This is a genomic window from Pseudoalteromonas sp. SCSIO 43095 (genome assembly GCF_023650455.1).
Taxonomy (GTDB): Bacteria; Pseudomonadota; Gammaproteobacteria; order Enterobacterales; family Alteromonadaceae; genus Pseudoalteromonas; species Pseudoalteromonas tetraodonis.
Window position 1 is genome coordinate 356,372 of sequence record NZ_CP087995.1, and the last position, 24,290, is coordinate 380,661.

The 24,290-nt window shown below is 41.7% G+C and carries 20 protein-coding genes and 1 other RNA gene; 14 read left to right on the top strand and 7 right to left on the bottom strand.

Annotated elements, in window-relative coordinates:
- Positions 1–2: 2 nt before the first annotated feature.
- A complete protein-coding gene (locus tag LOC50_RS01660; RefSeq protein ID WP_036981303.1) occupies positions 3–1,883 on the bottom strand; it encodes a penicillin-binding protein activator in 1,881 nt (626 codons plus the stop codon).
- 60 nt (positions 1,884–1,943) lie between these two features.
- Here LOC50_RS01660 and rsmI point away from each other — a divergent pair, with 60 nt between their 5' ends.
- Positions 1,944–2,801, top strand: a complete 858-nt coding sequence (gene rsmI / locus LOC50_RS01665; RefSeq protein ID WP_036981305.1) for a 16S rRNA (cytidine(1402)-2'-O)-methyltransferase — start codon at positions 1,944–1,946, stop codon at positions 2,799–2,801.
- A 42-nt stretch (positions 2,802–2,843) separates the two neighbouring features.
- Positions 2,844–3,209: RNase P RNA component class A (rnpB, locus tag LOC50_RS01670), an RNA gene on the top strand.
- 433 nt (positions 3,210–3,642) lie between these two features.
- On the opposite strand, the gene LOC50_RS01675 is transcribed toward rnpB, so the two are convergent.
- Both LOC50_RS01675 and LOC50_RS01680 read right to left on the bottom strand, forming a co-directional pair.
- The gene (locus tag LOC50_RS01675; RefSeq protein WP_036981290.1) at positions 3,643–4,626 is read right to left on the bottom strand and encodes an IS110 family RNA-guided transposase; all 984 of its coding nucleotides are present in this window, start codon (positions 4,624–4,626) and stop codon (positions 3,643–3,645) included.
- 639 nt (positions 4,627–5,265) lie between these two features.
- The gene (locus LOC50_RS01680) at positions 5,266–6,369 is read right to left on the bottom strand and encodes a mechanosensitive ion channel family protein (protein WP_250653503.1); all 1,104 of its coding nucleotides are present in this window, start codon (positions 6,367–6,369) and stop codon (positions 5,266–5,268) included.
- A gap of 123 nt (positions 6,370–6,492) precedes the next feature.
- Here LOC50_RS01680 and LOC50_RS01685 point away from each other — a divergent pair, with 123 nt between their 5' ends.
- A complete protein-coding gene (locus tag LOC50_RS01685) occupies positions 6,493–7,440 on the top strand; it encodes a YihY/virulence factor BrkB family protein (protein ID WP_036981309.1) in 948 nt (315 codons plus the stop codon).
- Positions 7,441–7,463: 23 nt separating this feature from the next.
- Here the strand turns inward: LOC50_RS01685 and LOC50_RS01690 are convergent, their stop codons facing one another.
- The gene (locus tag LOC50_RS01690; protein ID WP_250653504.1) at positions 7,464–10,490 is read right to left on the bottom strand and encodes a bifunctional diguanylate cyclase/phosphodiesterase; all 3,027 of its coding nucleotides are present in this window, start codon (positions 10,488–10,490) and stop codon (positions 7,464–7,466) included.
- Positions 10,491–10,742: 252 nt separating this feature from the next.
- Here LOC50_RS01690 and LOC50_RS01695 point away from each other — a divergent pair, with 252 nt between their 5' ends.
- Positions 10,743–11,588, top strand: coding sequence for a pirin family protein (locus LOC50_RS01695; protein WP_250653505.1), 846 nt, complete (start codon positions 10,743–10,745; stop codon positions 11,586–11,588).
- A gap of 22 nt (positions 11,589–11,610) precedes the next feature.
- On the opposite strand, the gene LOC50_RS01700 is transcribed toward LOC50_RS01695, so the two are convergent.
- The 3 genes from LOC50_RS01700 to LOC50_RS01710 are packed head-to-tail and all read right to left on the bottom strand — an operon-like array spanning position 11,611 to position 12,630.
- The gene (locus LOC50_RS01700) at positions 11,611–11,853 is read right to left on the bottom strand and encodes a hypothetical protein (protein ID WP_214552568.1); all 243 of its coding nucleotides are present in this window, start codon (positions 11,851–11,853) and stop codon (positions 11,611–11,613) included.
- 13 nt (positions 11,854–11,866) lie between these two features.
- Entirely contained in the window at positions 11,867–12,307 is a 441-nt protein-coding gene (locus LOC50_RS01705) for a hypothetical protein (protein WP_016899505.1), read from the bottom strand.
- Positions 12,308–12,312: 5 nt separating this feature from the next.
- Entirely contained in the window at positions 12,313–12,630 is a 318-nt protein-coding gene (locus LOC50_RS01710; RefSeq protein ID WP_008110700.1) for a hypothetical protein, read from the bottom strand.
- Positions 12,631–13,205: 575 nt separating this feature from the next.
- On the opposite strand from LOC50_RS01710, the gene mraZ reads away from it, so the two are divergent.
- Genes mraZ through murG form a run of 10 tightly spaced genes read left to right on the top strand, consistent with a single transcriptional unit; the run spans position 13,206 to position 24,280 of the window.
- Positions 13,206–13,664 (top strand): division/cell wall cluster transcriptional repressor MraZ, encoded by a 459-nt coding sequence (gene mraZ / locus LOC50_RS01715; RefSeq protein ID WP_008110699.1) that lies wholly within the window; start codon positions 13,206–13,208, stop codon positions 13,662–13,664.
- Between the two features lie 28 nt (positions 13,665–13,692).
- Positions 13,693–14,631, top strand: coding sequence for a 16S rRNA (cytosine(1402)-N(4))-methyltransferase RsmH (gene rsmH / locus LOC50_RS01720; RefSeq protein WP_250653506.1), 939 nt, complete (start codon positions 13,693–13,695; stop codon positions 14,629–14,631).
- Positions 14,628–14,954, top strand: coding sequence for a cell division protein FtsL (gene ftsL / locus LOC50_RS01725; protein WP_008110697.1), 327 nt, complete (start codon positions 14,628–14,630; stop codon positions 14,952–14,954). The genes rsmH and ftsL overlap by 4 nt, the downstream gene beginning before the upstream one ends.
- Positions 14,951–16,768, top strand: a complete 1,818-nt coding sequence (locus LOC50_RS01730; protein WP_036981320.1) for a penicillin-binding transpeptidase domain-containing protein — start codon at positions 14,951–14,953, stop codon at positions 16,766–16,768. Before ftsL ends, LOC50_RS01730 begins: the two co-directional genes overlap by 4 nt.
- A complete protein-coding gene (gene murE, locus LOC50_RS01735; RefSeq protein WP_250653901.1) occupies positions 16,761–18,239 on the top strand; it encodes a UDP-N-acetylmuramoyl-L-alanyl-D-glutamate--2,6-diaminopimelate ligase in 1,479 nt (492 codons plus the stop codon). The genes LOC50_RS01730 and murE overlap by 8 nt, the downstream gene beginning before the upstream one ends.
- Positions 18,236–19,624, top strand: coding sequence for a UDP-N-acetylmuramoyl-tripeptide--D-alanyl-D-alanine ligase (locus LOC50_RS01740; RefSeq protein WP_008110694.1), 1,389 nt, complete (start codon positions 18,236–18,238; stop codon positions 19,622–19,624). The genes murE and LOC50_RS01740 overlap by 4 nt, the downstream gene beginning before the upstream one ends.
- On the top strand, positions 19,618–20,700 hold the full coding sequence (gene mraY / locus LOC50_RS01745) for a phospho-N-acetylmuramoyl-pentapeptide-transferase (RefSeq protein ID WP_008110692.1): 1,083 nt from the start codon (positions 19,618–19,620) through the stop codon (positions 20,698–20,700). Before LOC50_RS01740 ends, mraY begins: the two co-directional genes overlap by 7 nt.
- The gene (gene murD, locus LOC50_RS01750; RefSeq protein WP_250653507.1) at positions 20,701–22,035 is read left to right on the top strand and encodes a UDP-N-acetylmuramoyl-L-alanine--D-glutamate ligase; all 1,335 of its coding nucleotides are present in this window, start codon (positions 20,701–20,703) and stop codon (positions 22,033–22,035) included.
- The gene (gene ftsW, locus LOC50_RS01755) at positions 22,032–23,207 is read left to right on the top strand and encodes a cell division protein FtsW (RefSeq protein ID WP_008465286.1); all 1,176 of its coding nucleotides are present in this window, start codon (positions 22,032–22,034) and stop codon (positions 23,205–23,207) included. Before murD ends, ftsW begins: the two co-directional genes overlap by 4 nt.
- Complete coding sequence (gene murG / locus LOC50_RS01760; RefSeq protein ID WP_069440100.1) at positions 23,204–24,280, top strand: undecaprenyldiphospho-muramoylpentapeptide beta-N-acetylglucosaminyltransferase; 1,077 nt, start codon at positions 23,204–23,206, stop codon at positions 24,278–24,280. The genes ftsW and murG overlap by 4 nt, the downstream gene beginning before the upstream one ends.
- The last annotated feature ends 10 nt before the right edge of the window (positions 24,281–24,290 follow it).

Consider the following 24,290-nt stretch of genomic DNA (forward strand, 5'->3'; position numbering starts at 1 on the left):
CCTTAGTTAATTATGGTTATGCCATCGTTAGCTGATTGCATAAATAGCGGTACAGGGCGTTGTGTTTTTAACTCCACCGGTTTTATTCGGCGGTTGCTGTACTGAGCCCATTGCAGTGAACGTTCAATATCACCGGCACTATTAATCGACAATTTACCGCTCAACCCTGAAAAGTATTTATCGGGTGTAACACTCAATTGTCTAATATCGTTAAGCATGGTGACGGAATCATAAGCCATCGCAAATAAACGTTGGCTTATATCGGCTTGTTCAGGCCATAAATCATTGTATTGCTGACGCAGATTATGTTGCTTAATTTGTGAGTCTAACATCCAAGGCAGTTCAGTAAAGTAGAGTCCGTCTAAATCACCTTTGTCAGTGGTATCTATTTGCTTACTGTGGCTTTTAGAGCTGGCGTAAATAGGAATTCTATCGGCAAAGGTACTCACATTAACATCAAGGTAAGGCTTAATTAATCGGGTTTCAATGGCGTCGCCGAGTATGTAAATGGCATCAATATCGCCACGTGAGCGTGTTTCGCTTTCAACTTCTTTATTAAAAAGTGCTTTAACCGATTTAATACGTTCTTTTGACTTATCAACTTCTAACAAGCTAGTAATGGTATTGGGCATATCTTTGTTATCGTTATAAAAACCAACTTGCGTGGTTGTTTCACTATAGCGTTGCCATTGCAGATTAAAGTAGTCAACTAAGCGCTGGCCATTGGTATTATTTGGCGCTAACAACATCGGCTTTTGATAACCCTGTGCTAAAAAGTGCTCTAGCGTTTGCTGTACTTCATGTTCAGGATTAAGCGCAAAAAAGTAATGTTGCAGCGAGGTTCTTTCGCCATCAAAGGTATTTAAATGTAAGGTGGGTATATCGAGTAATGTATTGGTATTAGCGAGCTTATCTATATTGGCTTTTAATAGTGGGCCAATAACAAAGTCAGGCTGTAACTGAGAAATTTGTGCGCTCAACGCTTCTGTTTCAGTGTTTTCATCTATAAACAGTGTTTCGTTGATCTCTTTTTTATCAAGCGCTGCCAATATACCGGCTTTTAAGGCATCCCCAAGGCGCTTATTAGCACCTGACTGAGGCAGTAAAACAACCAAACGCTCAATATTAATTGGCGCTAATTCATTAGCATACGTTTCTTGTTTTGGCAGTACATTGTTACCAGGATGCCCAAGGTAACGGCGGCGCCAATTATTAATGGCTTGGTCTAAATCAACCGAGCTGTTGGCGTAAACTTGATGATACAAAGCTAAGTTAACCCAACCTTGTTGAATAACAGAACCACGGTTAAATCGTTCTAATGCGTAAGATGAGAGTTGCTTTAAATTTTTCCAAAGTGCATCACTAAGCTGAGGAATTGAAATAGTGTTTTTAGTTGCAGATTCTGACGCCGCAAAAAAATAGGGTGCAGCACGTTTTGGCAAGTTTTGAGAAGCAAAAATGCTGGCAGTTAAAAATTGGTGCCAGGCAAAATGTTCGGGTTGCTTGAGTTGTCCCTCAAGTGAGTTTAATACTTCAAGTGCTTGCTGATTTTTATTCTGCTCTTTTTGTGCAAAGGCAATATATAAACGGTTTTGAATTTGATCAACACTGGCAGTAAGTGCAAGTTCGCTACATATTGTTTCGAGTAGCGGCCAGTTTTCTTCAGTAATGGCGCTATCACGGGCACTATAAAGCAGTTGAATTTTATCTGCACCAAAACGGTTTTGCGCTAATTGATAAATCGATTGCGCGTTCAGTGATTCATTTTTCAGCGTATTGGCACTGCTATTTAAGTTATCGCTGGTTTTAGTTGGTTTTTCGGTTGTGCTACACGCCGATAACCCTGACAATATAATTAATAGACTAACTAGTTTAAGTCGCACAATGATTTCCCATACGTTAACGCGATTTGCTTATATTACTGACTGACGCAGGAGACCTCAATGTTAAATGAGGAGAATTCACAGAAAATTGGCACTCTTTACGTTGTTGCCACCCCAATCGGCAATTATGACGACTTAAGTCAGCGTGCAATCGCGACATTATCGCAGGTTGACTTAATCGCTGCTGAAGACACTCGCCATACTGGCAAGCTACTCAGCCACTTTGGTATTAAGGCTAAAACCTTTGCGTTACATGACCATAATGAAAAGCAAAAAGCGCAGCAAATTATCGATCAACTTAATCAAGGGTTAAATATTGCATTAGTATCCGATGCCGGCACGCCGCTTATAAGCGACCCTGGTTATGCGGTTGTTAATTTATGCCGTGAGCAGGGCGCACTTGTAACACCTGTACCAGGTGCATGCGCTGCAATTACTGCGGTATGTTGTTCAGGGCTGCCAACCGACCGTTTTCAGTTTATTGGTTTTACGCCCGCTAAAAGTAAAGCACGCCAAGACTTTTTTATAGATGCAGTTAACTCAAGCATCACCAGCATTATGTATGAAAGTACCCACCGTATTATGGCAAGCCTTGACGATTTAGAAGCAGCGCTAGGTAGTGAGCAGCAAGTGGTATTTGCCAAAGAGCTCACTAAAACATTTGAAACCTTTTTTAATGGCACCGTAGCTGAGTTAAAGCAGTTTTTAACTGACGATCCTACTAAACAGCGCGGTGAAATAGTGCTCATGCTGCCGGGTAAACCTAAGGTAGTTGACGATATTCCGCCTGAAGCCCGTAAAATGTTAGCGCTACTTGAAAACGAAATGCCAATGAAAAAAGCCTGTGGCGTGGTGGCCGATTACTTTGGTATGAAGAAAAACGCGCTTTATAAAACAATTATTGAAGAAAAACAGTAAATGTTTACTGCGTAGTGTGGTGCTCTCATGTATACTGCGCGCCGAGTTAGCCAAGATAATCGCTGCCTGCAACGAAAATGCGCAGGGGGAGGAAAGTCCGGGCTCCACAGGGCAGAGTGCCAGTTAACGGCTGGGGGGCGTGAGCCCACGACAAGTGCAGCAGAGAGAAGACCGCCAATCTTCGGATTGGTAAGGGTGAAAGGGTGCGGTAAGAGCGCACCGGGCCGCTAGTAATAGTCGGTTGCAAGGTAAACTCCACTCGGAGCAAGACCAAATAGGGTTCCTTATGGCGTGGCCCACGTTGGAACCGGGTAGGTTGCTTGAGCCATAGAGCGATTTATGGCCTAGACGAATGATTATCACTTTCTTCGGAAAGGACAGAACCCGGCTTACCGGCTGACTCACTCATTCAATAAAAAAGCTCGCAGTTAACGCTGCGGGCTTTTTTGTGTTTGGAATATGCCGTCAGCCGTCAGCCGTCAGCCGTCAGCGAGCGGCGGGTGACGGGCTGCGAGAAGCGGGTGACGGGTTGCGAGAAGCGGGTTAAGGTTGACTGGTGTAGCAGCGGGTTTACCCCGCGTTTGGTTAAAGATAAAGGTTCAAGGTTCAAGGTTCTAGGTTCTAGGTTCAAGGTTCTAGGTTCAAGGTTCTAGGTAGAGATTAAGCCAAGCACGGTGTTTGGGTTCACGGCAGCGGGCGATGGGCTGCGAGAGGCGGGTTAAGGTTGATTGGTGTAGCAGCGGGTTTACCCCGCGTCTGATCAAAAGTGAAGAGCAGGCCTGAGCACGGTGTTTTTATTGAACGTAGATACCATCTCTCTTTATAGGCTTCAAGATCGTATTTAACTTTCTTGGAGCTTAAACGCTTCTTGATTTTTTATTACACCAAAACATATATGAATGAGTTTACGCATATTGGCGCCAATGATTTGCATCGACGTTTTGCCATTATTCAGCAAGGCTATTTTTTGCTGTTGTATCTTATAATTCCACTGCCCAGCGACTACTGCTGCCATATAAAGTTTACTTCTTATTTTTGAGGGCCCTAGCTTGCTCATAGTTGTACGGCCCTTCATTTTCCCAGACTCATGCAGCCGCGGTATTAAGCCACAGTAGGCAGCAGCTTGCTTAGCTCTGCTGAAATTTTTAGCGGCGAATATATACGTCAGCTCCCGAGACATAACAGGCCCAATACCGGGGATTGTTTCTAGTAACGTTCTATTCTTCTTTAAGTCAGGAAAGCTATTTATGTGACTATCAATATCTGACTTAAGTTTTTTTATCTCATCATCTAGAAAGTTAATCGTTTCTTTTAATGATTGAGTGACTCGCTCAGATGTCGCATTAAACTCACTTGCTTCTAATCGATTCTGCTCTCGTTGTTTATTGGACTCCAATGCATCAAGTCGACGCAGTAAGGATTTAAGCTCTCTAATTTCCTTTGCTTCAGGTTGCCAGAAGTTAACGGTTGATTGCTTAGCATAACCGTAGCTTGCAAGCATTATCGCATCTGACCTATCTGTTTTATGAACAACATTTAGAGCCTCAGCATATTTTTTTGCTTTGCTAGGGTTAGCGAGAATAATATTGAATCCTTGCTGGTATAAAAAGTACATTAACGGCTCATGGTAAACACCGGTTGGCTCTACCGTGATAACGATTTCCTCAGCTATAGTTTTGGTTGTACTTAAAAGCCACTGCTTAATTTCCTTGAAAGCTAGGTGGTTATTTTTAAATACTTTTGTTTTCTTTTTATTAGTGATTGGATCTCTCAGCCAACATAAATCAACTTTATCTTTACTGATATCAAAACCAATAAACATCATCTCTACTTACTCCCCTTGTACATACAGCATCAACTTAATCTAAGAGTGCTTGGATACCATTCAGTTTGTTGAGAATTGGAAGCTAGGGCTTAATCTACGGCTCAGTATCAAGTACTGGGCGGGGCTACAAGCTCACTAACTTCCGATGTAATAAATGATAGCTAATCATCTATTACAGAGAGATACAAGGCGGGGCTTTATGCCGCGCAAATGTAGCAGCGACTTTATGTCGCGTCTTTTAGTGATTCTATTTATCACAGAGGGTGCAGAGCACACAGAGGAAATGATTAAAGACATGGTTTATTTTCTTTATCTTATCTGTGTAGGCGAAGCGTCTCGGTGTACTCTGTGGTTCAAAATGATTTTTAAAGCGGGGCTTTATGCCTCGCAGGTTTGGTTTAAGTTCATGGGTGACGGGTGACGGGTGACGGGCTTAATACCTAAAACCTAATAACGACGTGGGATGAACCCGCTGCTACGGATATAAAAACCTTGCAATGTTAACCGCAAGGTTTTTAAATACCTCGAACCTCGAACCTCGAACCTCGAACCTCGAACCTCGAACCTCGAACCTCGAACCTCGAACCTCGAACCTCGAACCTCGAACCTCGAACCTCGAACCTCGAACCTCGAACCTCTCTATATAATATTTTTACCTTGCTCTGGGTCGCGTGATTCATCGGCTTGCTCGCGAATATCATCCGTATCACTACTTACATCATCAATACTGTGTTCATGCTCTGTGGTTTTATGTTTTTGAATATGTGATTGCTCGTTAATTTCTTCAGTTGTCTCTGTTTTAGCTTCGCTTGTTATGGGATAAATATCTTCACCTTGGCTATTGAGCAATATACGCTCTCTGGCATTGTCTGGCATGCTTATATTATGTTGCGTAAAATTATTGATTAACTCTCGCATAAGCTGTGAGGCTACTTTTACCGTGCTGTATTGTTCGCCGTTGACCCAAAAGTAAACGGTAAAGTTAATAGTGGCGGAGCCTAAGTTATCAATCAATACTTGGGGAGGTGGATCGCTAAGCACAGAGGTTTGCTGTGATATCATACTAATTGCCAGACTTTGTGCGTCGCGAATATCATTATCGTAGCCAATACCGATTGAAAAATGACCGCGCATTTTTGGATTAGCGGTTAAGTTTTTAATGGTATTTTTATACACAGTCGCATTGGGTATTTGAATATGATTACCATCGTAGTCAACTAAAGTGGTTGCCCGCGCAGTTACTTTTTTAACAATACCAATTCTGCCATCAACTTCTATTACATCATCTATTTTAAATGGACGCTGTACACTCAAAAGTAAACTGGCAATAAAGTTCTCAGCAATATCCCGAAAGGCAAAGCCTAAAATAAGCCCAATTAATCCGGTGCCACTCATAATTGCGACCGCGAATTCGGTGAGTCCTGCCAAGCGTAAAAATAGATAAAACCCGAGTAAAATAATTAAGGTGCTAATACCTCGCCTAGCAACTAGATGTACTAATTTACTCTTGGTCATGTAAGTAACAGGCTTTATTAACAAGCGTGATAATGGTGTGGCAATTAAATAACTAATCACCAAAATAACAATCCCTAATAATAAAGTGGGCAGTAATTGCATGAATGTGTGTAGTAATTGCACGCTTTGATCTTTTAAAAAGCTCCAAGAAATAGAGTTTGGTTTAACGGTGTCGATTGCTGGAATTGATGTGTTATTAGCGAGTGTTGCAATTAAAGCATTGAGCATAGAGGTCATCCGTGTTAGGTCGAAGTAATTAGGGTCTGTGTTAAACAATAGCAGCAAGTCTAATACCAAGCAGTATTTTTTTGGCAAACATTTTGCTAATTAATTAGGAAAAGGGAGTTAACTATGAGTGACTTTAAGCGTGGCCAAAGAGCCAAGCAGCCTAACCATATCCCTCTGAGTGGCTGGTGGGATATTATAAGGCGAATAGTAAAACAAATGAGCCGTGATAATTTATCTTTAGTGGCGGCTGGCGTGGCATTTTATGCGTTACTGGCTATTTTTCCCGCCATTGCGGCATTGGTGTCTGTGTATGCTTATTTTGCATCACCGAATGATATTAGTGTGTATTTAAGTCAGTTTATGGCGTTATTACCACAAAGCACTCAAGAAATTATTTTATCTCAAGTTTCAAGTCTTGCGCAAAAGTCACAAACTAGTTTAAGCCTTAGTGCGCTGGCTACTTTACTGCTCACTATTTGGAGTAGCTCTAAGGGCAGCCAAGCGTTGATCACAGCATGTAATATTAGTTATCACGAATACGAAAAGCGTTCATTTTTTAAGGCGCAACTTGTACGTTTATTATTTTCAGTAGGTGCAATTGTGGTGGCTGTAATAGCACTGGTAATTATAGGTATATTACCGCTAGCGCTTAACCTGTTAGGAATAAAAGAGAGTATTGATTTTTTAATCATGCTTATCTCATGGCCATTACTGGCACTAACCTTTAACTTTGCATTATTAATTTTATACCGTTATGCGCCTCACAGAAAAGCAGCTAAATGGCGCTGGGTTACCGTGGGCTCATTCACCGCCACCGTATTATGGATTGTGGCATCTTTTGGCTTTTCATTTTATGTATCTCATTTTGCTAGTTATAACGAAACATATGGCTCTTTAGGTGGGGTGGTTATTATGCTTATGTGGCTATTTATTAGCGCTTATATCATTATTTTAGGAGCCACAATCAATGCAGCGTTAGAGCAGCAAACTGCTCAAGACAGCACCATTGGACCAGATAAAAAAAGAGGGCAGCGAGGTGCGTATGTAGCAGACCACCTCGACACAAAATAACCAGTATTAGGGCTAAATGACTTTTATTTTAAACTAATTGCTTGATTTGTTGTTATCAGCTGCATAAACGAGGCTTTGTGCAGCGGCTTTGAAAACAAATAGCCTTGACCATAATCACAACCGGCCTCAAATAATAAATCCATTTGTAATTTTGTTTCTATGCCTTCGGCAATCACTTTTAAACCAAGCTGATGAGCCATCATGATAATTGCTTCACACAAAGCCAGCTCTTGACTGCCTTTTTGAATATTATCAACAAAGCGTTTATCTATTTTTAGGTAGTCGGTATCCATTTCTTGCAAGTAAGCAAGCGATGAGTAACCGGTGCCAAAGTCATCAAGGGCCAATTGCATCCCTGATTTAACCAAGGCTTTTAGGCGGCTTTGGGTCAGCTCTTCAGGATTAACCATTAAGCCTTCAGTAATTTCGGCCACAATCGCTGAGGCTGGTATATTTGCCTTTGCTAGCATATCGTACCATTCGTCTATGCCGCTATCGACGGTTGCCAATTGCACTGGTGAAACGTTAATGCTTATTTGAAATTCATCTTGAATGTGTTTTTTAATATCATTAAGTGTTTGTAGTGCCTCAGCAAATACAAATTGACCCAGCGCATTTATTTGTCTGGTTTCTTCAGCAAGAGGAATAAAGTCAGCAGGGCTGATCAGGCCTTTTTCTGGGTGTTGCCAACGAATAAGCCCCTCAGCTTTGTGAATGTGTAAATCATCAAGCGATACGATAGGCTGGTAATACAATTCAAACTGTTCTAGCTCTATAGCTGAGCGAAGCTCTTTGAGTAGTTGCATTCTTGCGTTTGCATCTTTACGCATATCATGTGAGAAAAATTCAAAGCCATTGCGACCGCTATTTTTTGCTTTATACATAGCTTGGTCAGCGGCTTTAAGTAATTGCTCTGGATTTTGGCCATCATCTGGCGCGCAGGCAATACCAATACTGGCACTGATATACACTTTTTCATCTTCAATAAAAATAGTGGAGGCAAGGCTAAGCAAAAGTGATTTTGCCATTTGCTCGATGTTTTCGCTGCCATGTAAATCACTAAACACAACAACAAACTCGTCTCCGCCAATTCGTGCTACAAAGTCAGCCTCTTTGGCCGTTTGTACAATTCGCTCAGATACTAACTTAAGTAATCTATCGCCGAAATGGTGGCCCAATGTGTCGTTAATATCTTTAAAATGATCAATATCTAATAGCATAATGACCAGTTTTTGATCTTCACTGAACAGGTTTTCGAATCGTTGGTTTAATCGCTCTTTTAGCTCTAATCGATTAGGCAAGTCGGTTAAATGATCAAAATGCGCTTGTCGCCAAATTAATTCATCTGCTTGTTTTTTCTCGGTTAGGTCGGTAAAAATAGCAATACGACTAATCGGGGCTTTATTTTTATCGTAAATAGTATCGATGGTTAACCATTCAACATACAGCTCGCCATTTTTACGACGATTGGTTATTTCACCTTGCCAACGCCCTGTTTTATTGAGCGATTGCCACATGTAATTATAAAACTGCTTATCGTGTTTACCCGATGATAAAATACTAATAGTTTGATTGAGAGCTTCTCTTCGAGAATACAAAGTTGTTTCACAAAACGCAGGGTTCACATCATAAATAACCCCATTTTCATCCGTGATTGCCATGCCTTCACTGCTGTTGTTGTAAACTAATGACGCTAAATGCAACGATTCTTGATTTTGCTTTCGTTGCGTGATGTTACTAATAACGATAATAAACTCATCGGCTTTTTTCATTGGGCTAATTTTAGCTTCATAAAACTGATTGTCTTGTTTTTGTTCAAGCTCAACAGTGACAGGGGCGTTCAGGGGTATTAAGTACCCTTGCACTTGTTTTAAATTAGCATCAGAGAATAAACACGATAATTTTTTAGGGGGTGTTGAATGGCTATAATTTAACGATTTAATATGTCCACCGGTATCAAGAATATTGCCATTGGCATCTACGCGTAAAAAAGCATCGGGTAATGCATTAAGTAAGCTATTGAGCTCGTCATGCTTATGTTTAAGGCATGCTTCAGCCGTTAAGCGAGTTTCGGCCATGTATTTAAAACGATGGTAAAGTTTATTTAGCTCAGGACTATTGGGCTGCTCATCGTCATGAGGCATATTACCGGCCGCTAAGTGGTTAACCGCCTGCGTTAAACTTTTAACCGGATTTAAAATACTTTTATTGATTAGTCGTTTGACCAATACAGCTAAAAGAAGAATAGTAATTAAAAACCCTAAAACCATTTTTACAAAGTTAATATCTATCTGCTCAATCGCTTTATCAACTGGCTGAGTAATATAAATTGATAGTTGATTACCGCTAGTATCTTTATAAAGCGTTGTGTGATTGTAAATTCGGCTCGCTCCATCATTCCCTCTGTAAATTATTCCGGCCTGTTGGCTATGATCAAGGTCTTCATTCGTTATTTTTTTACCTAATCGATCGGCTGAAAAAGGAAAATTAGCCAAAATTAGGCCGTTAGAATCAGTAATCACTGCGCGTGAATTATTGGGCAGATTTAAATTATTAAGCGCTGAATTCCACCATTGCAAAGCAATTGCGGCAACTAACATACCTGTAATTTCGCCATTTTCATTTGATATTGGCGAAGCAAAACTCAGACTGGGCGCATTAATACTTCTACCAATTTGATAAGAGCCAATTGAAAGCGCTTTAGTTGTGAGGGCATGTTGAAAGTATTGACGATCGCTAATATTTATATTTTGGTTATTGCCATTGGTTGCACACATAATATTGCCTTGTCGATCATAAACACTCACATTTGCAATGTTGCTATACAATGTTTGTAAGTCTAAAAAGTAAGGCGGGCAATTGACCGACATTTTGGTAATATTTATGTGCTTGTTTGCTAAGAATAGGGTCAGGCGTTGTACGTCATCGATAATATTTTTTTGCTGTAAAACTAAATGATCAGCAATATGCATTACTTTTTTTTCACTTTCTTTAAGTGCTGCGTCGCGACTAAACCATAAGGTAATTAAGATCACAGCGATCCCAGGCATGCAAATTAGCATAAGTAGGCGATAAAGCTGATGTTTTAATGATGCAGTAAAAATAATCGTATCCAAATAAGTATGGGGTGAAACTATGGCCAATAATTCTACTATAAATAACCTTTAATGTACTAAAATTATATCGCAAATATTAAATTTACTTTTATTGTATATAACTGAAATTTATTAATTAATTTTCGGGTCTAGTTGTAATAATAAATTAATATTTTATACTTTTACTTAACCTATTTTAGGCAAAAAATGAAAATAACCAAAGTACTAACTGCTTATGCTACCCAAGATGGGGATGGTGTTAATATTCGTCGTATTCCAGGATTTGATGGTAAATATTTAGATCCATTTTTAATGATAGATGAGCTTAAATCTGATGATGAGAGTGACTATATTGGTGGTTTTCCTCCTCATCCTCATAGGGGTATTGAAACCTTTACCTATATTTTAAAAGGCGGGTTTGAACATCAAGACCAAATGGGTAACAAAAAGGCGATTCGTGCGGGTGACGTACAATGGATGAGTACCGGTAGCGGTGTTATGCACAGTGAAATGCCCCTTGCCGATGCTGAACAAGGCTTACATGGCTTTCAAATTTGGCTCAATATGCCAAGTGCTCAAAAAATGCGTGAGCCTCAATACCAAGATACCACAGAGCATCCAGCACCGAGTTTTACTAATCAACAAGGTGTTTCACTTAAAGCCTTAGCAGGGACATGGCAATTTGAATCACACCAATTGGCTGCAAGCTTACAAAATTTAGCTGCTAATTGCGCTATAGCCGATGTAGCTTTGCCTGCGGGTGAAGGGCTTAATTTACCGGCTTTAAAACAGCAAAAAGTGATGATTTATATTCATACAGGCTCATTAATATCTCAGACCGGTGACGTGTTTAATGCGGGTAAGTTGCTTATATTAGAACCATTGAGTGACATTGCATTACAGGCAAAGAAAGCGGCGGGGGTTCTTATTTTAGCAGGCGATCCACTTAACCAGCCAATTGCGCACATGGGACCTTTTGTAATGACCACCGAGGCTGAAATTCGCCAGGCTGTTAGCGATTATCAAAATGGTTTTTTTGGCTCATTGTCGTGATGAATCGATGCGCGAATGACTTTTAAGCAAGTAGCTTTAATAACCAAGTGTATTTTTTTATCATGTTAGCATCACCTTTAGCAGACTCAACTACAGCGCCAGCTGCAAACGCACTGGCGAGCCCCACTTTTGTTGCTGCAAAGCGTTTTGCTCTGTATTTTATAGCTGCAAGATGCTGACGTTTTAGCTCTGATCGCATAACAACTTCTTTATCTAGCTGTTGCACGCGAGCGTTCGGTGAGTTGATCAAATAATTGATTAACATAATAGTGTGTGCCTTATAATTTAAGCAGCTGCCTTAGACTATTTAGCGTTTTAGTAAAGCCAATTTTTTTGCTCAGATAAACGGCATTTCGCCACAGCCAAACTAAGCATAAAATTTGTAGGCTGATCACTACTGCAATGCTCAGCCAGATAGAGCTAAACAGATCAAAGGTGGCAAAGCCTACAATACCTAAAAACCCCACCCACAGTAACACCAAGCCACTGGCAAAACATCCTAGTAGAATGGTGATCAGTGCTAAGGATCTTAACGACAACTTCCACTCAGCTGTAGCCAGCTGATGCGTTAACTTTCCTTGTTGGTAATAATCATCCTTGAGCTGCGCTGCATAATCAGCAAGCTTAGCAACATGATCTTGCCAGTCATCGGCGTGTTTTGCCGATGATGGCGAATCTGTCCCTTGTGATTCACTTGGTGTTGAGTGTTGGTTTTGCATTAGTATTACTTACGACGAAACAGTGCTGTAACTAACATACCAGCAGCAAACGCCAGACCTGCCGTTGCTAATGGGTTTTCTGATGCGAGTTGACGGGTTTTAGACGAACACTCTGCTAGTTTCTCACGAGCGGCTAACTGCTTTTCATTAAGCGTTTCAGCTGAGCTGCTTGCGCCTTTACGAACGCCACTTTCTGCTGCCGCCGCTTTACTTGATAATGCATCAACTGCGTCATGCGCTGCTGATGTCGCTTTATCTGTTAGCGGTGCTTCAATCTCTTGTTTTGCATCAATAGGAGTTTTGCTCTTCGTTGCCGTAGCCATAATCAATCCTTAATAGTTTTTTAAAAGTAATTATTTAGCTGCAATGATTAAACCAGCCTTTAACCTGTTGTTTTATATGAATTGTATTTTTTTTTACGAATTTTGAGTGGGTTTATAGCTGTAACTATTGCGACAACAGTTTGTAATTTTTACAAACTAGGACGTGTTGATCATTCGAGATTGATTTTTTCTTTGTCCACTCGGTTACAAACCTCGCGACACGATTAAACCGCATCTAGTTTGACCAAACTCTAATTCACAAAGGTCAGCAGGGCTCAAATAAATTGTAATTATTCACTGTTTATTCATTACGCAAATAATGCCAACAAGCTGATAAAAAGCACGATAAAAAATTTTTTACTGGCTGATCAGATTTTTTATTAAACAATTCAATCGCTTTAATCGGAGCCTTATTTTTTCAGGCTTCGCGGGGTGCTAAAGCTGGGTGACTTACTTGACAAAAAGGCTTGTCAAGCCCTAAACTGGAGCACTGTGGTAAAAAGTGGTGTTTAGTGGATTAAACTGGATCGGGTTAATCAAAAAGTTGATTAAAATAAATTTACGATAGGCTTTTTATGTTTCGTGGCGCAAGTTCACTGAGTTTGGATGATAAAGGACGTTTTGCGGTACCGACTAAGTACCGTGATACGCTATTGTCTGAAGATCAGGGAACGGTAATTTGCACCGTTGCACTCAATGAGCCTTGCCTTTGGTTATACCCTCTTGCTGAATGGTTAGAAATAGAAAGCCGTTTAGCAAAAATATCTAATATGAATCCCAGAGCACGACGGATGCAACGTATGTTGTTAGGTAATGCGACAGAGTATCAGCTTGATAAAAACGGTCGAATTTTGTTGGCGCCTTCATTGCGCTCACATGCAGAACTAGGCAAAAAAATTATGCTGGTGGGTTTAATGAATAAATTTGAAATTTGGGATGAAGCACGTTGGCACGAACAGATGCGCCAAGACACTGAGCTTGAAAGGCTCGGTGATTTTGAACCGAATGACGATTTAGATAACTTCACCCTCTAGCAGCAAAATAAAAGGCAAATAACAGCTAATGACAGCGCAATTTGAACACGTATCCGTATTAATGGACGAAACCATAGATGCACTTGCAATTAAGCCAGACGGCATATACATGGATGGTACCTTTGGACGTGGCGGGCATTCAGGGCAAATATTAGCGCGCTTAGGTGAAAGCGGTCGTTTGCAGGCCATTGACCAAGATCCACAAGCGATAAAGTCTGCTGAAAAGTTTGCTGATGATCCGCGTTTTTCAATTGCTCATTCTCGTTTTTCAAGGTTATACGAGGTAGCTGAGCAAAACGATCTTATTGGTCAGGTTGATGGCATTTTACTTGATATTGGTGTGTCGTCGCCGCAGCTAGATGACGCAGCGCGTGGCTTTAGCTTTATGAAAGATGGCCCGCTTGATATGCGAATGGATCCAAGTACAGGTCGCAGCGCAGCGCAGTGGTTAGCTGAGGCTGAATTAGATGACATTACTCATGTGATCAAAAAGCTAGGTGAAGAAAAATTTGGTAAGCGCATTGCGCACAAAATTTTAGAAGTGCGTGAACACACGCCAATCACTACCACTAAGCAGCTCGCTGATTTAGTCGATGAAGCCGTACCGGTGAAAGATAAGTTTAAACATCCTGCAACGCGGACTTTTCAGGCTATTCGTATTTATATCAATAGCGAGTTAGAGGAAATTCAAACGGCATTACAAGCGGCGATTAAAGTTCTTAAGCCGGGTGGTCGCTTAGTGGTTATTTCGTTTCATTCTTTAGAAGATCGCATAGTTAAACAATTTATTAAAAAACAGAGTAAGGGAGAAGCGATACCCAGAGGTCTGCCTTTAACCGACGCACAAATAAATAAAAATCTGACGTTAAAAACAGTGGGTAAAGCTATTAAACCAAGTGCTGATGAAGTGGCGCGTAATCCACGCTCTCGCAGCTCAGTGCTAAGGATCGCACAGAGGTTGGGATGAGTAAAAAAGCGAGCTATCGCCAACCCAATTTATTTCTTGAAATAATTAAAGGCCTAGGTGCGAACAAGATCACCTTGGCCTTGTTGGTTGTGATATTCGCGTCAAGTTTGAGTGTGGTGCAAGTAACTCATCTCTCTCGAGCGCAATTAATTGAGCAAGATTCGTTGCTCCAAGAGCGTGACGAATTGGATTTAGAATGGCGTTATTTTTTAGTGGAAGAAGAGTTTTATTCACAACATGCGCGCATTGAAGAAGTGGCAACGTCACAACTCGAAATGAAGCGGCCAACCAGCCAAGATGAGCAGGTAATTATATTACAATGAGAATGCGAGGCAAAAAACCAGTCAATAACCTAATCGCATGGCGCTTTATTTTAGTGTGCGCGGTGATTTTTTTAGTGTTTGTGACCTTGGTATCGCGTGCTGCGTATTTGCAAGTAATTGAACCTGATAAAGCGCGCTCTGAAAGCGATAAACGTACGGTACGGATTGAAAAACTGCATGTGCAACGCGGGATGATTTTCGATCGTAACGGTAAAGAGCTTGCCGTTAGTGTGCCTGTTGTAAGCGTGTATGCGGATCCTAAAGCCCTGCATAAATCACTGGTGAGTAAAGTACTTAGGCAAGCACGCAAAAACGGTGAAGATCAGCAAACGCTTCGTGAAAATGTTGCTGAGTTAAATAAGCGTACCGCCCTGTATTATAAAAACGATTTGCGCTGGCGTGAACTAGCCGATGTACTGCGCATTGAACCGAGCAAAATTAATACCCGACTACTTGATGATCCTACTCGTCGCTTTGTGTATTTAAAACGCCAAGTGACTCCCGCCGTGGCTAATTACATCGGTGATTTACGCCTACCTGGTATTCATTTATTAGATGAATCAAAACGTTATTACCCTGCTGGTGAAGTAAGTGCGCATGTTATTGGGTTTACCAATATTGATGGTAAAGGCATTGAGGGCATAGAAAAGCTTTATGAAAACGCGTTAACCGGTGAAGAAGGTCGCCGTACCATTCGCAAAGATGCGCAAGGGCGTGAAGTTGAAGTACTTGATGAGCGCGAGCGAGTAGAGCCTGAAAGCATTCAACTAAGTATTGATCAGCGAATTCAAGCCATTGCCTATAAAGCAGTTAAATCAGCGGTATTAACTTATAAAGCGACCTCAGGTTCTGCCATGGTAGTAGATGTTAAAACCGGTGAAGTCTTAGCCATGGTCAATAGCCCATCATTTAATCCTAACAACTTAAGCGGGGCGGCTCCTCATAAACGTCGTAACCGCGCTATTACCGATTTGTTTGAACCTGGCTCAACTGTTAAGCCTCTAGCCATTTTAGCTGGATTAGACTACGGCACAATCCAACCGGATGACAAAGTTGATACCTACCCAGGCTGGATGCGTTTAGGGGGCAGCTTAGTACAAGATACCCGTAATCATGGCGAAATGACGCTGCGCGAAATTTTAAAATACTCCAGTAATATGGGAGTAACCAAAATAAGCCAAACAGTACCCAAAGAGTACTTTGTGGACTTGTATCAAAAAGTGGGGTTTGGCAGTGATAGTGGTACTGGCATGGTAGGCGAAAGTAGTGGCCTATTTTACCCTAACCGCCGTTGGTCAGATCATGAAATTGCAGCGCTCTCGTTTGGTTACAATATTGCCGTGAGTACCGCGCAAATGGCACGTTTTTACGCCATGTTAGGGGCAGGCGGAGTTAATCGTCCGCTTACTGTACTAAAGCAAGATTCTATACCTGAAGGTGAGCGTATCTTTCAACAAGAAGATGTTGAAGCCGTTGTACATATGATGGAAAGCGTATTTGAAGAAGGCGGTACCGCACGCCGCGTTAAAGTGGATGGTTACCGCGCTGCTGGTAAAACAGGCACCTCTAAAAAAGCCGCCGCAGGGGGCTATGGTGACGAATATGTGGGTTATTTTGCGGGTGTTGCCCCTGCGAGTAACCCGCGATTAGCCGTTGTGGTATTAATCAACGAGCCCGGTGGAGATGTTTATTATGGCGGCGCAACGGCAGGTCCAGCGTTTGCAGAAATAATCTCTAATTCATTAAGAATTTTAAACGTTGCCCCAGACAAAGACTCGGTGGCATACGTGAAGGGCAAAGATGATGGTGCGTGATTTACACACAATTTTAAAACATTTAGAAATAGATGCAGCACGTTTAATGGTAAACGAGCTGCGTTTAGATAGCCGCGATGTAAAACCAGGTGATGTGTTTGTGGCGATAAAAGGGCACCAGTTAGATGGTGGGCACTTTATTAGTAAAGCAATTGAAAATGGTGCCAGTGCAATTATTGCCGACAGACTGTGTGAATTTGAAAGTGATTTTGAGCCGCTTTATTTAGTCTCAGAATTGAATAAGAAACTGCCTGTATTGGCGAGTCAATTTTACCAACAACCGAGCAAGCACTTAGATTTAGTTGGCGTAACGGGCACCAATGGTAAATCGACTACCACAGCAATGATTGCTCATTTAGCGCAATTTTGTCATACCCAAGCCGCTATTATTGGCACTTTAGGCTACGGCCATCCAGATAACTTAACACCACTGCAAAATACTACGCCTTCAGCAGTCGATTTACAGCGTATTTTAAGCGACTTAAAAAATGAGCAACACCAATTGGTTGCTATGGAAGTGTCATCGCATGGTTTGGTACAGAACCGTGTTGATCAATGCCATTTTAAAGCGGCGGTTTTTACTAACTTGTCGCGCGATCACTTAGATTACCATGGCGATATGCAAAGCTATGGTGATGCTAAATTGATGCTGTTTCGTGATTTTGATGCTGATCATGTCATTCTTAATCAGGATGACGGACAAGCAGAACAATGGATTGAAAAATACAGCTTTAATAGTCTTATTTGTTATGGCCGTAAAAACTTAGCCCCTAAAAATTCACAGTTTGTATATTTTTCAGATGTTCAGTATTCAGCAACCGGTATTTCGGCGCAATTAACTACTAGCTGGGGTGATGTTGCCATAAAATCACCGCTGTTTGGAGAATTTAACCTTTATAATCTAACGGCTGCGTTAGCAACGCTATTAGCGCTAGGCTATCCATTAACACAGTTAGTAGCAGGATGTGAGTATTTACAGCCGGTAGCCGGTAGGATGCAAGCATTTACAGCGCCAAGTATGCCTACTTGCGTTGTTGATTACGCGCATACGCCAGATGCGTTGGCTTTAGCCTTACAAGCGCTGCAGCAACATGTACCAGGTGGCGTGAGTTGTGTGTTTGGTTGTGGCGGCGACAGAGATAAAGGAAAGCGTGTACTAATGGCACAAGCTGCTGAGCAGTTTGCAGACAAAGTGATCATTACTAGTGATAACCCACGCTCTGAAGACCCAAAGGTAATTATTAATGATGTAGCTGCGGGATTAGAGCATCCAGAAAACGCTCATTTAGAGGCCGAACGCGGTGCCGCGATACAATTTGCTATAGATAACGCAAAAGCCGGTGAGGTTATTTTAATTGCCGGTAAAGGCCATGAAGACTATCAAATTATAGGCGATACACGCATCGATTTTTGCGACCGCCAATTTGTACAACAACAATTAAAAAAAGCAGTAAGAGGGTCTCGAGCATGATCCCAATGGATTTTGATTGGCTAGCTAATGTGCTAGCAACCGATTATCAAGGTGATAATCGCAAGGTGATAAATATAAACACCGATACCCGTACTTTGTGTGATGGTGAAGTGTTTTTGGCGCTTAAGGGCCCAAATTTTGATGGCCATAAATTTATTGAACAGGCAAAACAAAAAGGCGCTATAGGCGTGATTGTCGATCACGCTGTTGATACCGATATTGCTCAATTTGTAGTTGCCGATACCCGGATTGCATTAGGCACAATTGGTACAGCAGTGATGGCGCAAGTTGCACCTAAAACTATCGCTATTACTGGCAGCGTAGGTAAAACCACAGTTAAAGAAATGTGTGCCGCTATTTTATCAAGTAAAGGGGATGTATTAGCCACTAAAGGTAATTTTAATAACGACATTGGCGTACCGTTAACTTTACTCAGATTAGAGCCACAACATCGCTTTGCGGTTATTGAATTAGGCGCTAACCACATAGGTGAAATTGCGTACACCACCGCGATGACCAAACCGGATGTAGCTGTGGTATGTAATGTTGCTGCTGCCCACTTGGAAGGCTTTGGTAGCCTGCAAGGTGTGGCACAAGCAAAAGGCGAAATTTACGACGGATTAAAAGAGGATGGCATCGCCATCGTCAATTGCGATAGTGACTTTAGTCAATATTGGCTTGATAAGTTAGCAACGCGCAATATTAAATGTTTTTCGAGTAGTGAAAAGCTCGATATTTGGGCTGAAGACATCAGCCTAGATGCACAAGCTCGCGCAAGCTTTACTTTGTGCACCAAGCAACACAGTGTGCCGGTTAAGTTAGCACTGCCAGGTAAACATAATATTAGTAACGCGCTTATTGCTGCGGCGTTAACCAGTGAGTTTGACGTGTCACTTGAGGACATTGCCAGCGCGTTAGCGACCATGGGTGAAGTTAAAGGACGGGTTAACCTAATTGAAGCCAGTGATTCACTCACTATTATTGATGATACCTATAATGCCAACGTAAAGTCGGTGAAAGCTGCGATTGATTTACTTAGTGATATTCAAGGTCATCGTATTTTGGCACTCGGTGATATGGGTGAACTTGGCGAAGATGCACGTAAATATCATCAAGAAGTCGGTGAATACGCATTAGCGCAAGGCATTGATGAGTTATTTACACTCGGAGTATTAAGTAAATGTGCCAGTGATGTATTTGGGCTGCCAAATCGCCATTTCTCTAATCGTGAGCAAATGCTGCAGCAAATTCAAAACAGCATTAGCAAAGTAGATAAAAAAATTACCCTTGTCGTGAAAGGATCACGCAGTTCTCGCATGGAGCTTTTAGTAACCGATTTAGTTAATGGCCAGCAACAAGCCATCAATGGAGTATCATCATGTTAGTTTGGCTGGCTGAGTATTTAACTCAATATTATAGTGGCTTTAATGTTTTTTCGTATTTAACCCTGCGTGCCATTTTAGGTATTTTAACCGCATTGATGATGTCGTTGTATTTTGGTCCTAAGTTAATTCGTGCGCTGCAACGCATGCAAATAGGGCAAACAGTACGTGATGATGGTCCGCAATCGCACCTATCTAAATCGGGTACACCGACCATGGGTGGCTTACTTATTTTAGGGGCTATTTTTACCAGCACATTATTATGGGCAGACTTGTCTAATAAATATGTATGGGCCACTTTATTTGTAATTGGCTCATTAGGTATTGTGGGCTTTATTGATGATTACCGTAAGGTGATCCGCAAAGATCCAAAAGGACTTATTGCAAAGTGGAAATACTTTTGGCAATCGGTAATTGCACTGGTTGTAGCCACTGCGCTTTACATGAGCAGCACACAAGCGACAGAAACATCTCTTGTTGTGCCATTTTTTAAAGATGTACTGCCACAGCTGGGGCTGTTTTATATCGTGATCACCTACTTTGCGTTGGTGGGCACGTCAAACGCGGTTAATTTAACCGACGGTCTAGACGGTTTGGCCATAGTACCTACCATTTTAGTGGCTGCAGCACTGGCCATTATCGCTTACTTAACGGGTAATATTAATTTTTCGGCTTATTTGCATATTCCACATTTACCACTGGCGAGTGAGTTGGTTGTGGTATGTACCGCTATTGTAGGGGCTGGGTTAGGTTTTTTATGGTTTAACACGTATCCGGCGCAAGTATTTATGGGCGATGTAGGCTCATTAGCACTGGGTGGTGCATTGGGGATTATTGCCGTACTTGTTCGCCAAGAGCTGTTACTGATTATTATGGGGGGCGTGTTTGTAATGGAAGCGCTATCGGTAATTTTACAAGTTGGCTCTTACAAATTACGTGGGCAACGCATTTTTAGAATGGCGCCTATTCATCACCATTACGAACTTAAAGGTTGGCCGGAGCCACGCGTTATTGTGCGCTTTTGGATAATTTCTATTGTGCTGGTACTCGCTGGCCTTGCGACATTAAAGATCCGATAAATGCAGTATTTAAACGAGATAAAAAATAAACACATAACAGTGCTCGGACTCGGTGTAACCGGTCTGGGCATTGTGCGTTTTTTATTATCTCAATCAATACAGCCTTATGTGGTCGATAGCAGAGAGAATCCGCCAGGTGTTGATTGGCTCAATCAGCACGCACCTCAATTAAAAACGCACTTTGGTGACCTAGAAAATGCGGCGCTCAGTGCTTGCGATATGATTATTATTAGTCCCGGTCTAAGCTTAAAAACACCAGCAATTGTTAAGGCAATTAACGCAGGCGTTGAAGTGATTGGTGATGTTGAGTTATTTGCGCGCATTAATAGCAAACCAGTCGTTGCTGTAACCGGCTCTAATGGTAAATCAACCGTAGTGACACTTGCCTACGAAGTATTAAAAACCGCAGGTTATAAAGTGGCACTCGGTGGCAACATTGGCACAGCGGTACTGGATTTACTTTACGGTGACTTTGATGTATTTGTATTGGAGTTATCAAGTTTTCAGCTTGATACCACACGCAGCCTAAAAACGACTAGTGCAACCGTGCTTAATATTTCAGAAGATCATCTCGATCGATATGATAGTTACCAAGCCTATATAGACTCAAAACTAAGTATTTATAACGGTGCTGAACACGTAGTGATTAATGCTGACGATAAGCAAACACACCCTGTGAGTCGCACGTTAACACCACAACTGAGCTTTGGTGAAACACAAGGCGATTACCACTTAGCACAGCACAATAGCGAAGCGCACTTTATGGTAAAGGACGAAGCTTATTTACCAGTAAGTACTTTAGCCGTTGTGGGTAAGCATAACTATTTAAATACGTTGGCAGTGATGGCGTTACTCAGCCCATTTACAATTACTAAGGCGCATTACAAAACCGCATTATCTCAATTTAATGGCTTAGCGCACCGTTGTCAGTTTGTGGGTGAGTTTAATGGCGTTAAATACTTTAACGACTCTAAAGCCACCAACGTAGGCGCAACAGTGGCGGCAATAGATAGTTTAGCGGGTGAACAACAAAACTTAGTGGTTATTGCTGGTGGTGATGCAAAAGGTGCTGATTTAGAGGTGCTAAAGCCTTATATTGAAAAGCATGTAAAAGCGCTGATTTGTTTTGGTAAAGATGCCAAAGATTTAGTGGCACTCAGTGCTAAAGGTCATTTAACCAATAATATGTCTGAGGCTGTGACGCTTGCAAAGCAATTAAGTAAATCGGGCGATACCGTTTTACTCGCACCTGCCTGTGCCAGCATTGATATGTATAACAATTATATGCAACGCGGCGATGATTTTGTGCAATGTGTATTGCAGGGGCAGTCATGATTGCTTTTGCGGATATTAAAGAGGCTCTCACCCCTAAACCTTCAGCGCAGCTTTATGATGTGCCACTGCTTTATTGCATGCTAATGCTGATTGGTGTGGGCTTTGTGATGGTAACCAGTGCCTCAATGCCGACAGCCGATAGACTGTTTGGTAATATTTATCATTTTACTATCCGCCATGGCATTTTTTTAGGGCTCTCGTTTTGTTTATTTTGCATTAGTACTCAAGTACCTATGTCGTGGTGGAAAAAAGCTAACCCCTATTTATTACTAATCGGTTTAGTACTGTTATTAGTGGTACTCATTGTAGGACGTGAAGTCAATGGTTCGACCCGCTGGATACCCGTAGGACCGTTTAATATTCAAGCCTCAGAGCTCGCTAAGTTGTTCTTTTTTAGTTATATCGCAGGCTACTTAGTACGTAAGCGCAATGAAGTTCAAGAAAACATAAAAGGCTTTGCTAAACCCATAGCGGTATTTGCAGTTTATGCAGCACTTATTTTAATGCAGCCCGATTTAGGGACTGTGGTGGTGATGTTTGTTACTACGGTTGGTTTGTTGTTTTTAGCCGGTGCCAAGCTTTGGCAGTTTTTTGCACTTATTTTAACCGGTATTGCGCTAGTGGTTGGGCTTATTGTGTTAGAGCCATATCGTATGGCGCGTGTGGTTGGCTTTTTAGAACCTTGGGATGACCCTTTTGGTAAAGGCTATCAATTAGTGCAATCACTAATGGCTTATAGTCAAGGCGATTGGTTTGGCCAAGGCCTAGGAAACAGCGTACAAAAATTACAATATTTACCAGAAGCGCACACCGACTTTATTTTTGCTGTTATTGCTGAAGAGTTAGGTTTTATGGGAGTGCTTAGCATTTTAATGGTACTGGGTACTTTAGTATTTAGAGCTTTACTCATTGGCCAAAACGCGCTTAAAAACGGCAAAGAATATGAAGGCTACTTAGCCTTAGCAATTGGTATTTGGTTTGCGTTTCAAACTATGGTGAATGTGGGCGCCAGTGCCGGTATTTTACCAACCAAAGGATTAACCTTGCCGTTTATTTCTTATGGTGGCTCAAGTTTATTAATGATGACCATAGCAACCGGTATTTTATTACGTGTAGATTTTGAGACCAAGATGGCAACGAAACAAGCCACGTCAGGTGGAGCTAAGCGATGAGTAAAAAAATAGTCGTTGTAGCAGGGGGCACAGGTGGACATATTTTTCCAGGGATTGCCGTTGCTGATTATCTCAAACAGCAAGGTTGGCAAGTTAGCTGGATAGGCACCCCAGATAGAATGGAAGCCAGTGTCGTGCCCAAGCACAACATAGAAATTGATTTTATTGATGTAAAAGGCGTGCGAGGGAATGGTTTAAAACGCCTTATTAAAGCGCCATTCATGGTTATTAATGCAATATTGCAAGCGCGTAAGGTATTAAAACAACAACGCCCTGACGTCGTTTTAGCAATGGGGGGGTATGTAACTGGCCCAACAGGTATTGCGGCAAAAAGCCTGGGTATTCCTTTGGTGATTCACGAACAAAATGCCGTAGCAGGCATGAGTAATAGGTGGTTGGCTAAATGTGCTAATCGCGTGTTAGCGGCTTTCCCCAGTGCTTTTGCCAATGGCAAAGCAGAGCTGGTAGGTAATCCTGTACGCCAGAGCGTGATTGAAATTACTGAGCGCGAAGTAACCAGCCCTATAAATATTTTAGTGGTGGGTGGTTCGTTAGGTGCGCAAGTGCTCAACCAAACACTACCTGAAGCATTTAAGCGCTTAAATGACACCAGTGCTATTAATATTTGGCATCAAACCGGTAAAGGGCACCTTGCTAGTGTAAGTGAAAGTTACCAGCAGCAACAAATGGGCAATGAGCAAGTGACCGTTGCTGAATTTATTGATGATATGGATACCGCTTATAGCTGGGCAGATATTGTGATTTGTCGTGCTGGTGCGCTTACGGTAAGTGAAATTGCCGCAGCGGGTAAAATGGCGGTATTTGTGCCGTTTCCACACGCAGTTGATGATCATCAAACAGCCAATGCACAGTATTTAGTAATGGCAGAGGGGGCGTTATTAATGCCACAGGGGCAATTTAATCAGCGCAGTATTGTTGAACTTTTAAGCCCCTATTTAGCCGAACCTTTATTAATAACTAAAATGGCTGGCAAAGCAAAACAGCAAGCTATTTTAGATGCCACAGCAAGCGTAGCGATGCACTGTGAGCAAGTAACAAATAAGAGAACATAAGTGAAACAGA

Excerpts from the sequence above, each read along its gene's own strand:
- mraZ (WP_008110699.1), top strand. The coding sequence starts at position 13,206 with ATGTTTCGTGGCGCAAGTTCACTGAGTTTGGATGATAAAGGACGTTTT.
- murD (WP_250653507.1), top strand. The coding sequence starts at position 20,701 with ATGCAGTATTTAAACGAGATAAAAAATAAACACATAACAGTGCTCGGA.
- LOC50_RS01705 (WP_016899505.1), bottom strand. The coding sequence starts at position 12,307 with ATGCAAAACCAACACTCAACACCAAGTGAATCACAAGGGACAGATTCG.
- LOC50_RS01695 (WP_250653505.1), top strand. The coding sequence starts at position 10,743 with ATGAAAATAACCAAAGTACTAACTGCTTATGCTACCCAAGATGGGGAT.
- LOC50_RS01700 (WP_214552568.1), bottom strand. The coding sequence starts at position 11,853 with ATGTTAATCAATTATTTGATCAACTCACCGAACGCTCGCGTGCAACAG.
- LOC50_RS01685 (WP_036981309.1), top strand. The coding sequence starts at position 6,493 with ATGAGTGACTTTAAGCGTGGCCAAAGAGCCAAGCAGCCTAACCATATC.
- LOC50_RS01690 (WP_250653504.1), bottom strand. The coding sequence starts at position 10,490 with ATGCCTGGGATCGCTGTGATCTTAATTACCTTATGGTTTAGTCGCGAC.
- LOC50_RS01730 (WP_036981320.1), top strand. The coding sequence starts at position 14,951 with ATGAGAATGCGAGGCAAAAAACCAGTCAATAACCTAATCGCATGGCGC.
- LOC50_RS01675 (WP_036981290.1), bottom strand. The coding sequence starts at position 4,626 with ATGATGTTTATTGGTTTTGATATCAGTAAAGATAAAGTTGATTTATGT.
- LOC50_RS01710 (WP_008110700.1), bottom strand. The coding sequence starts at position 12,630 with ATGGCTACGGCAACGAAGAGCAAAACTCCTATTGATGCAAAACAAGAG.
- ftsL (WP_008110697.1), top strand. The coding sequence starts at position 14,628 with ATGAGTAAAAAAGCGAGCTATCGCCAACCCAATTTATTTCTTGAAATA.
- ftsW (WP_008465286.1), top strand. The coding sequence starts at position 22,032 with ATGATTGCTTTTGCGGATATTAAAGAGGCTCTCACCCCTAAACCTTCA.
- mraY (WP_008110692.1), top strand. The coding sequence starts at position 19,618 with ATGTTAGTTTGGCTGGCTGAGTATTTAACTCAATATTATAGTGGCTTT.
- LOC50_RS01680 (WP_250653503.1), bottom strand. The coding sequence starts at position 6,369 with ATGCTCAATGCTTTAATTGCAACACTCGCTAATAACACATCAATTCCA.
- rsmI (WP_036981305.1), top strand. The coding sequence starts at position 1,944 with ATGTTAAATGAGGAGAATTCACAGAAAATTGGCACTCTTTACGTTGTT.
- rsmH (WP_250653506.1), top strand. The coding sequence starts at position 13,693 with ATGACAGCGCAATTTGAACACGTATCCGTATTAATGGACGAAACCATA.
- murG (WP_069440100.1), top strand. The coding sequence starts at position 23,204 with ATGAGTAAAAAAATAGTCGTTGTAGCAGGGGGCACAGGTGGACATATT.
- LOC50_RS01740 (WP_008110694.1), top strand. The coding sequence starts at position 18,236 with ATGATCCCAATGGATTTTGATTGGCTAGCTAATGTGCTAGCAACCGAT.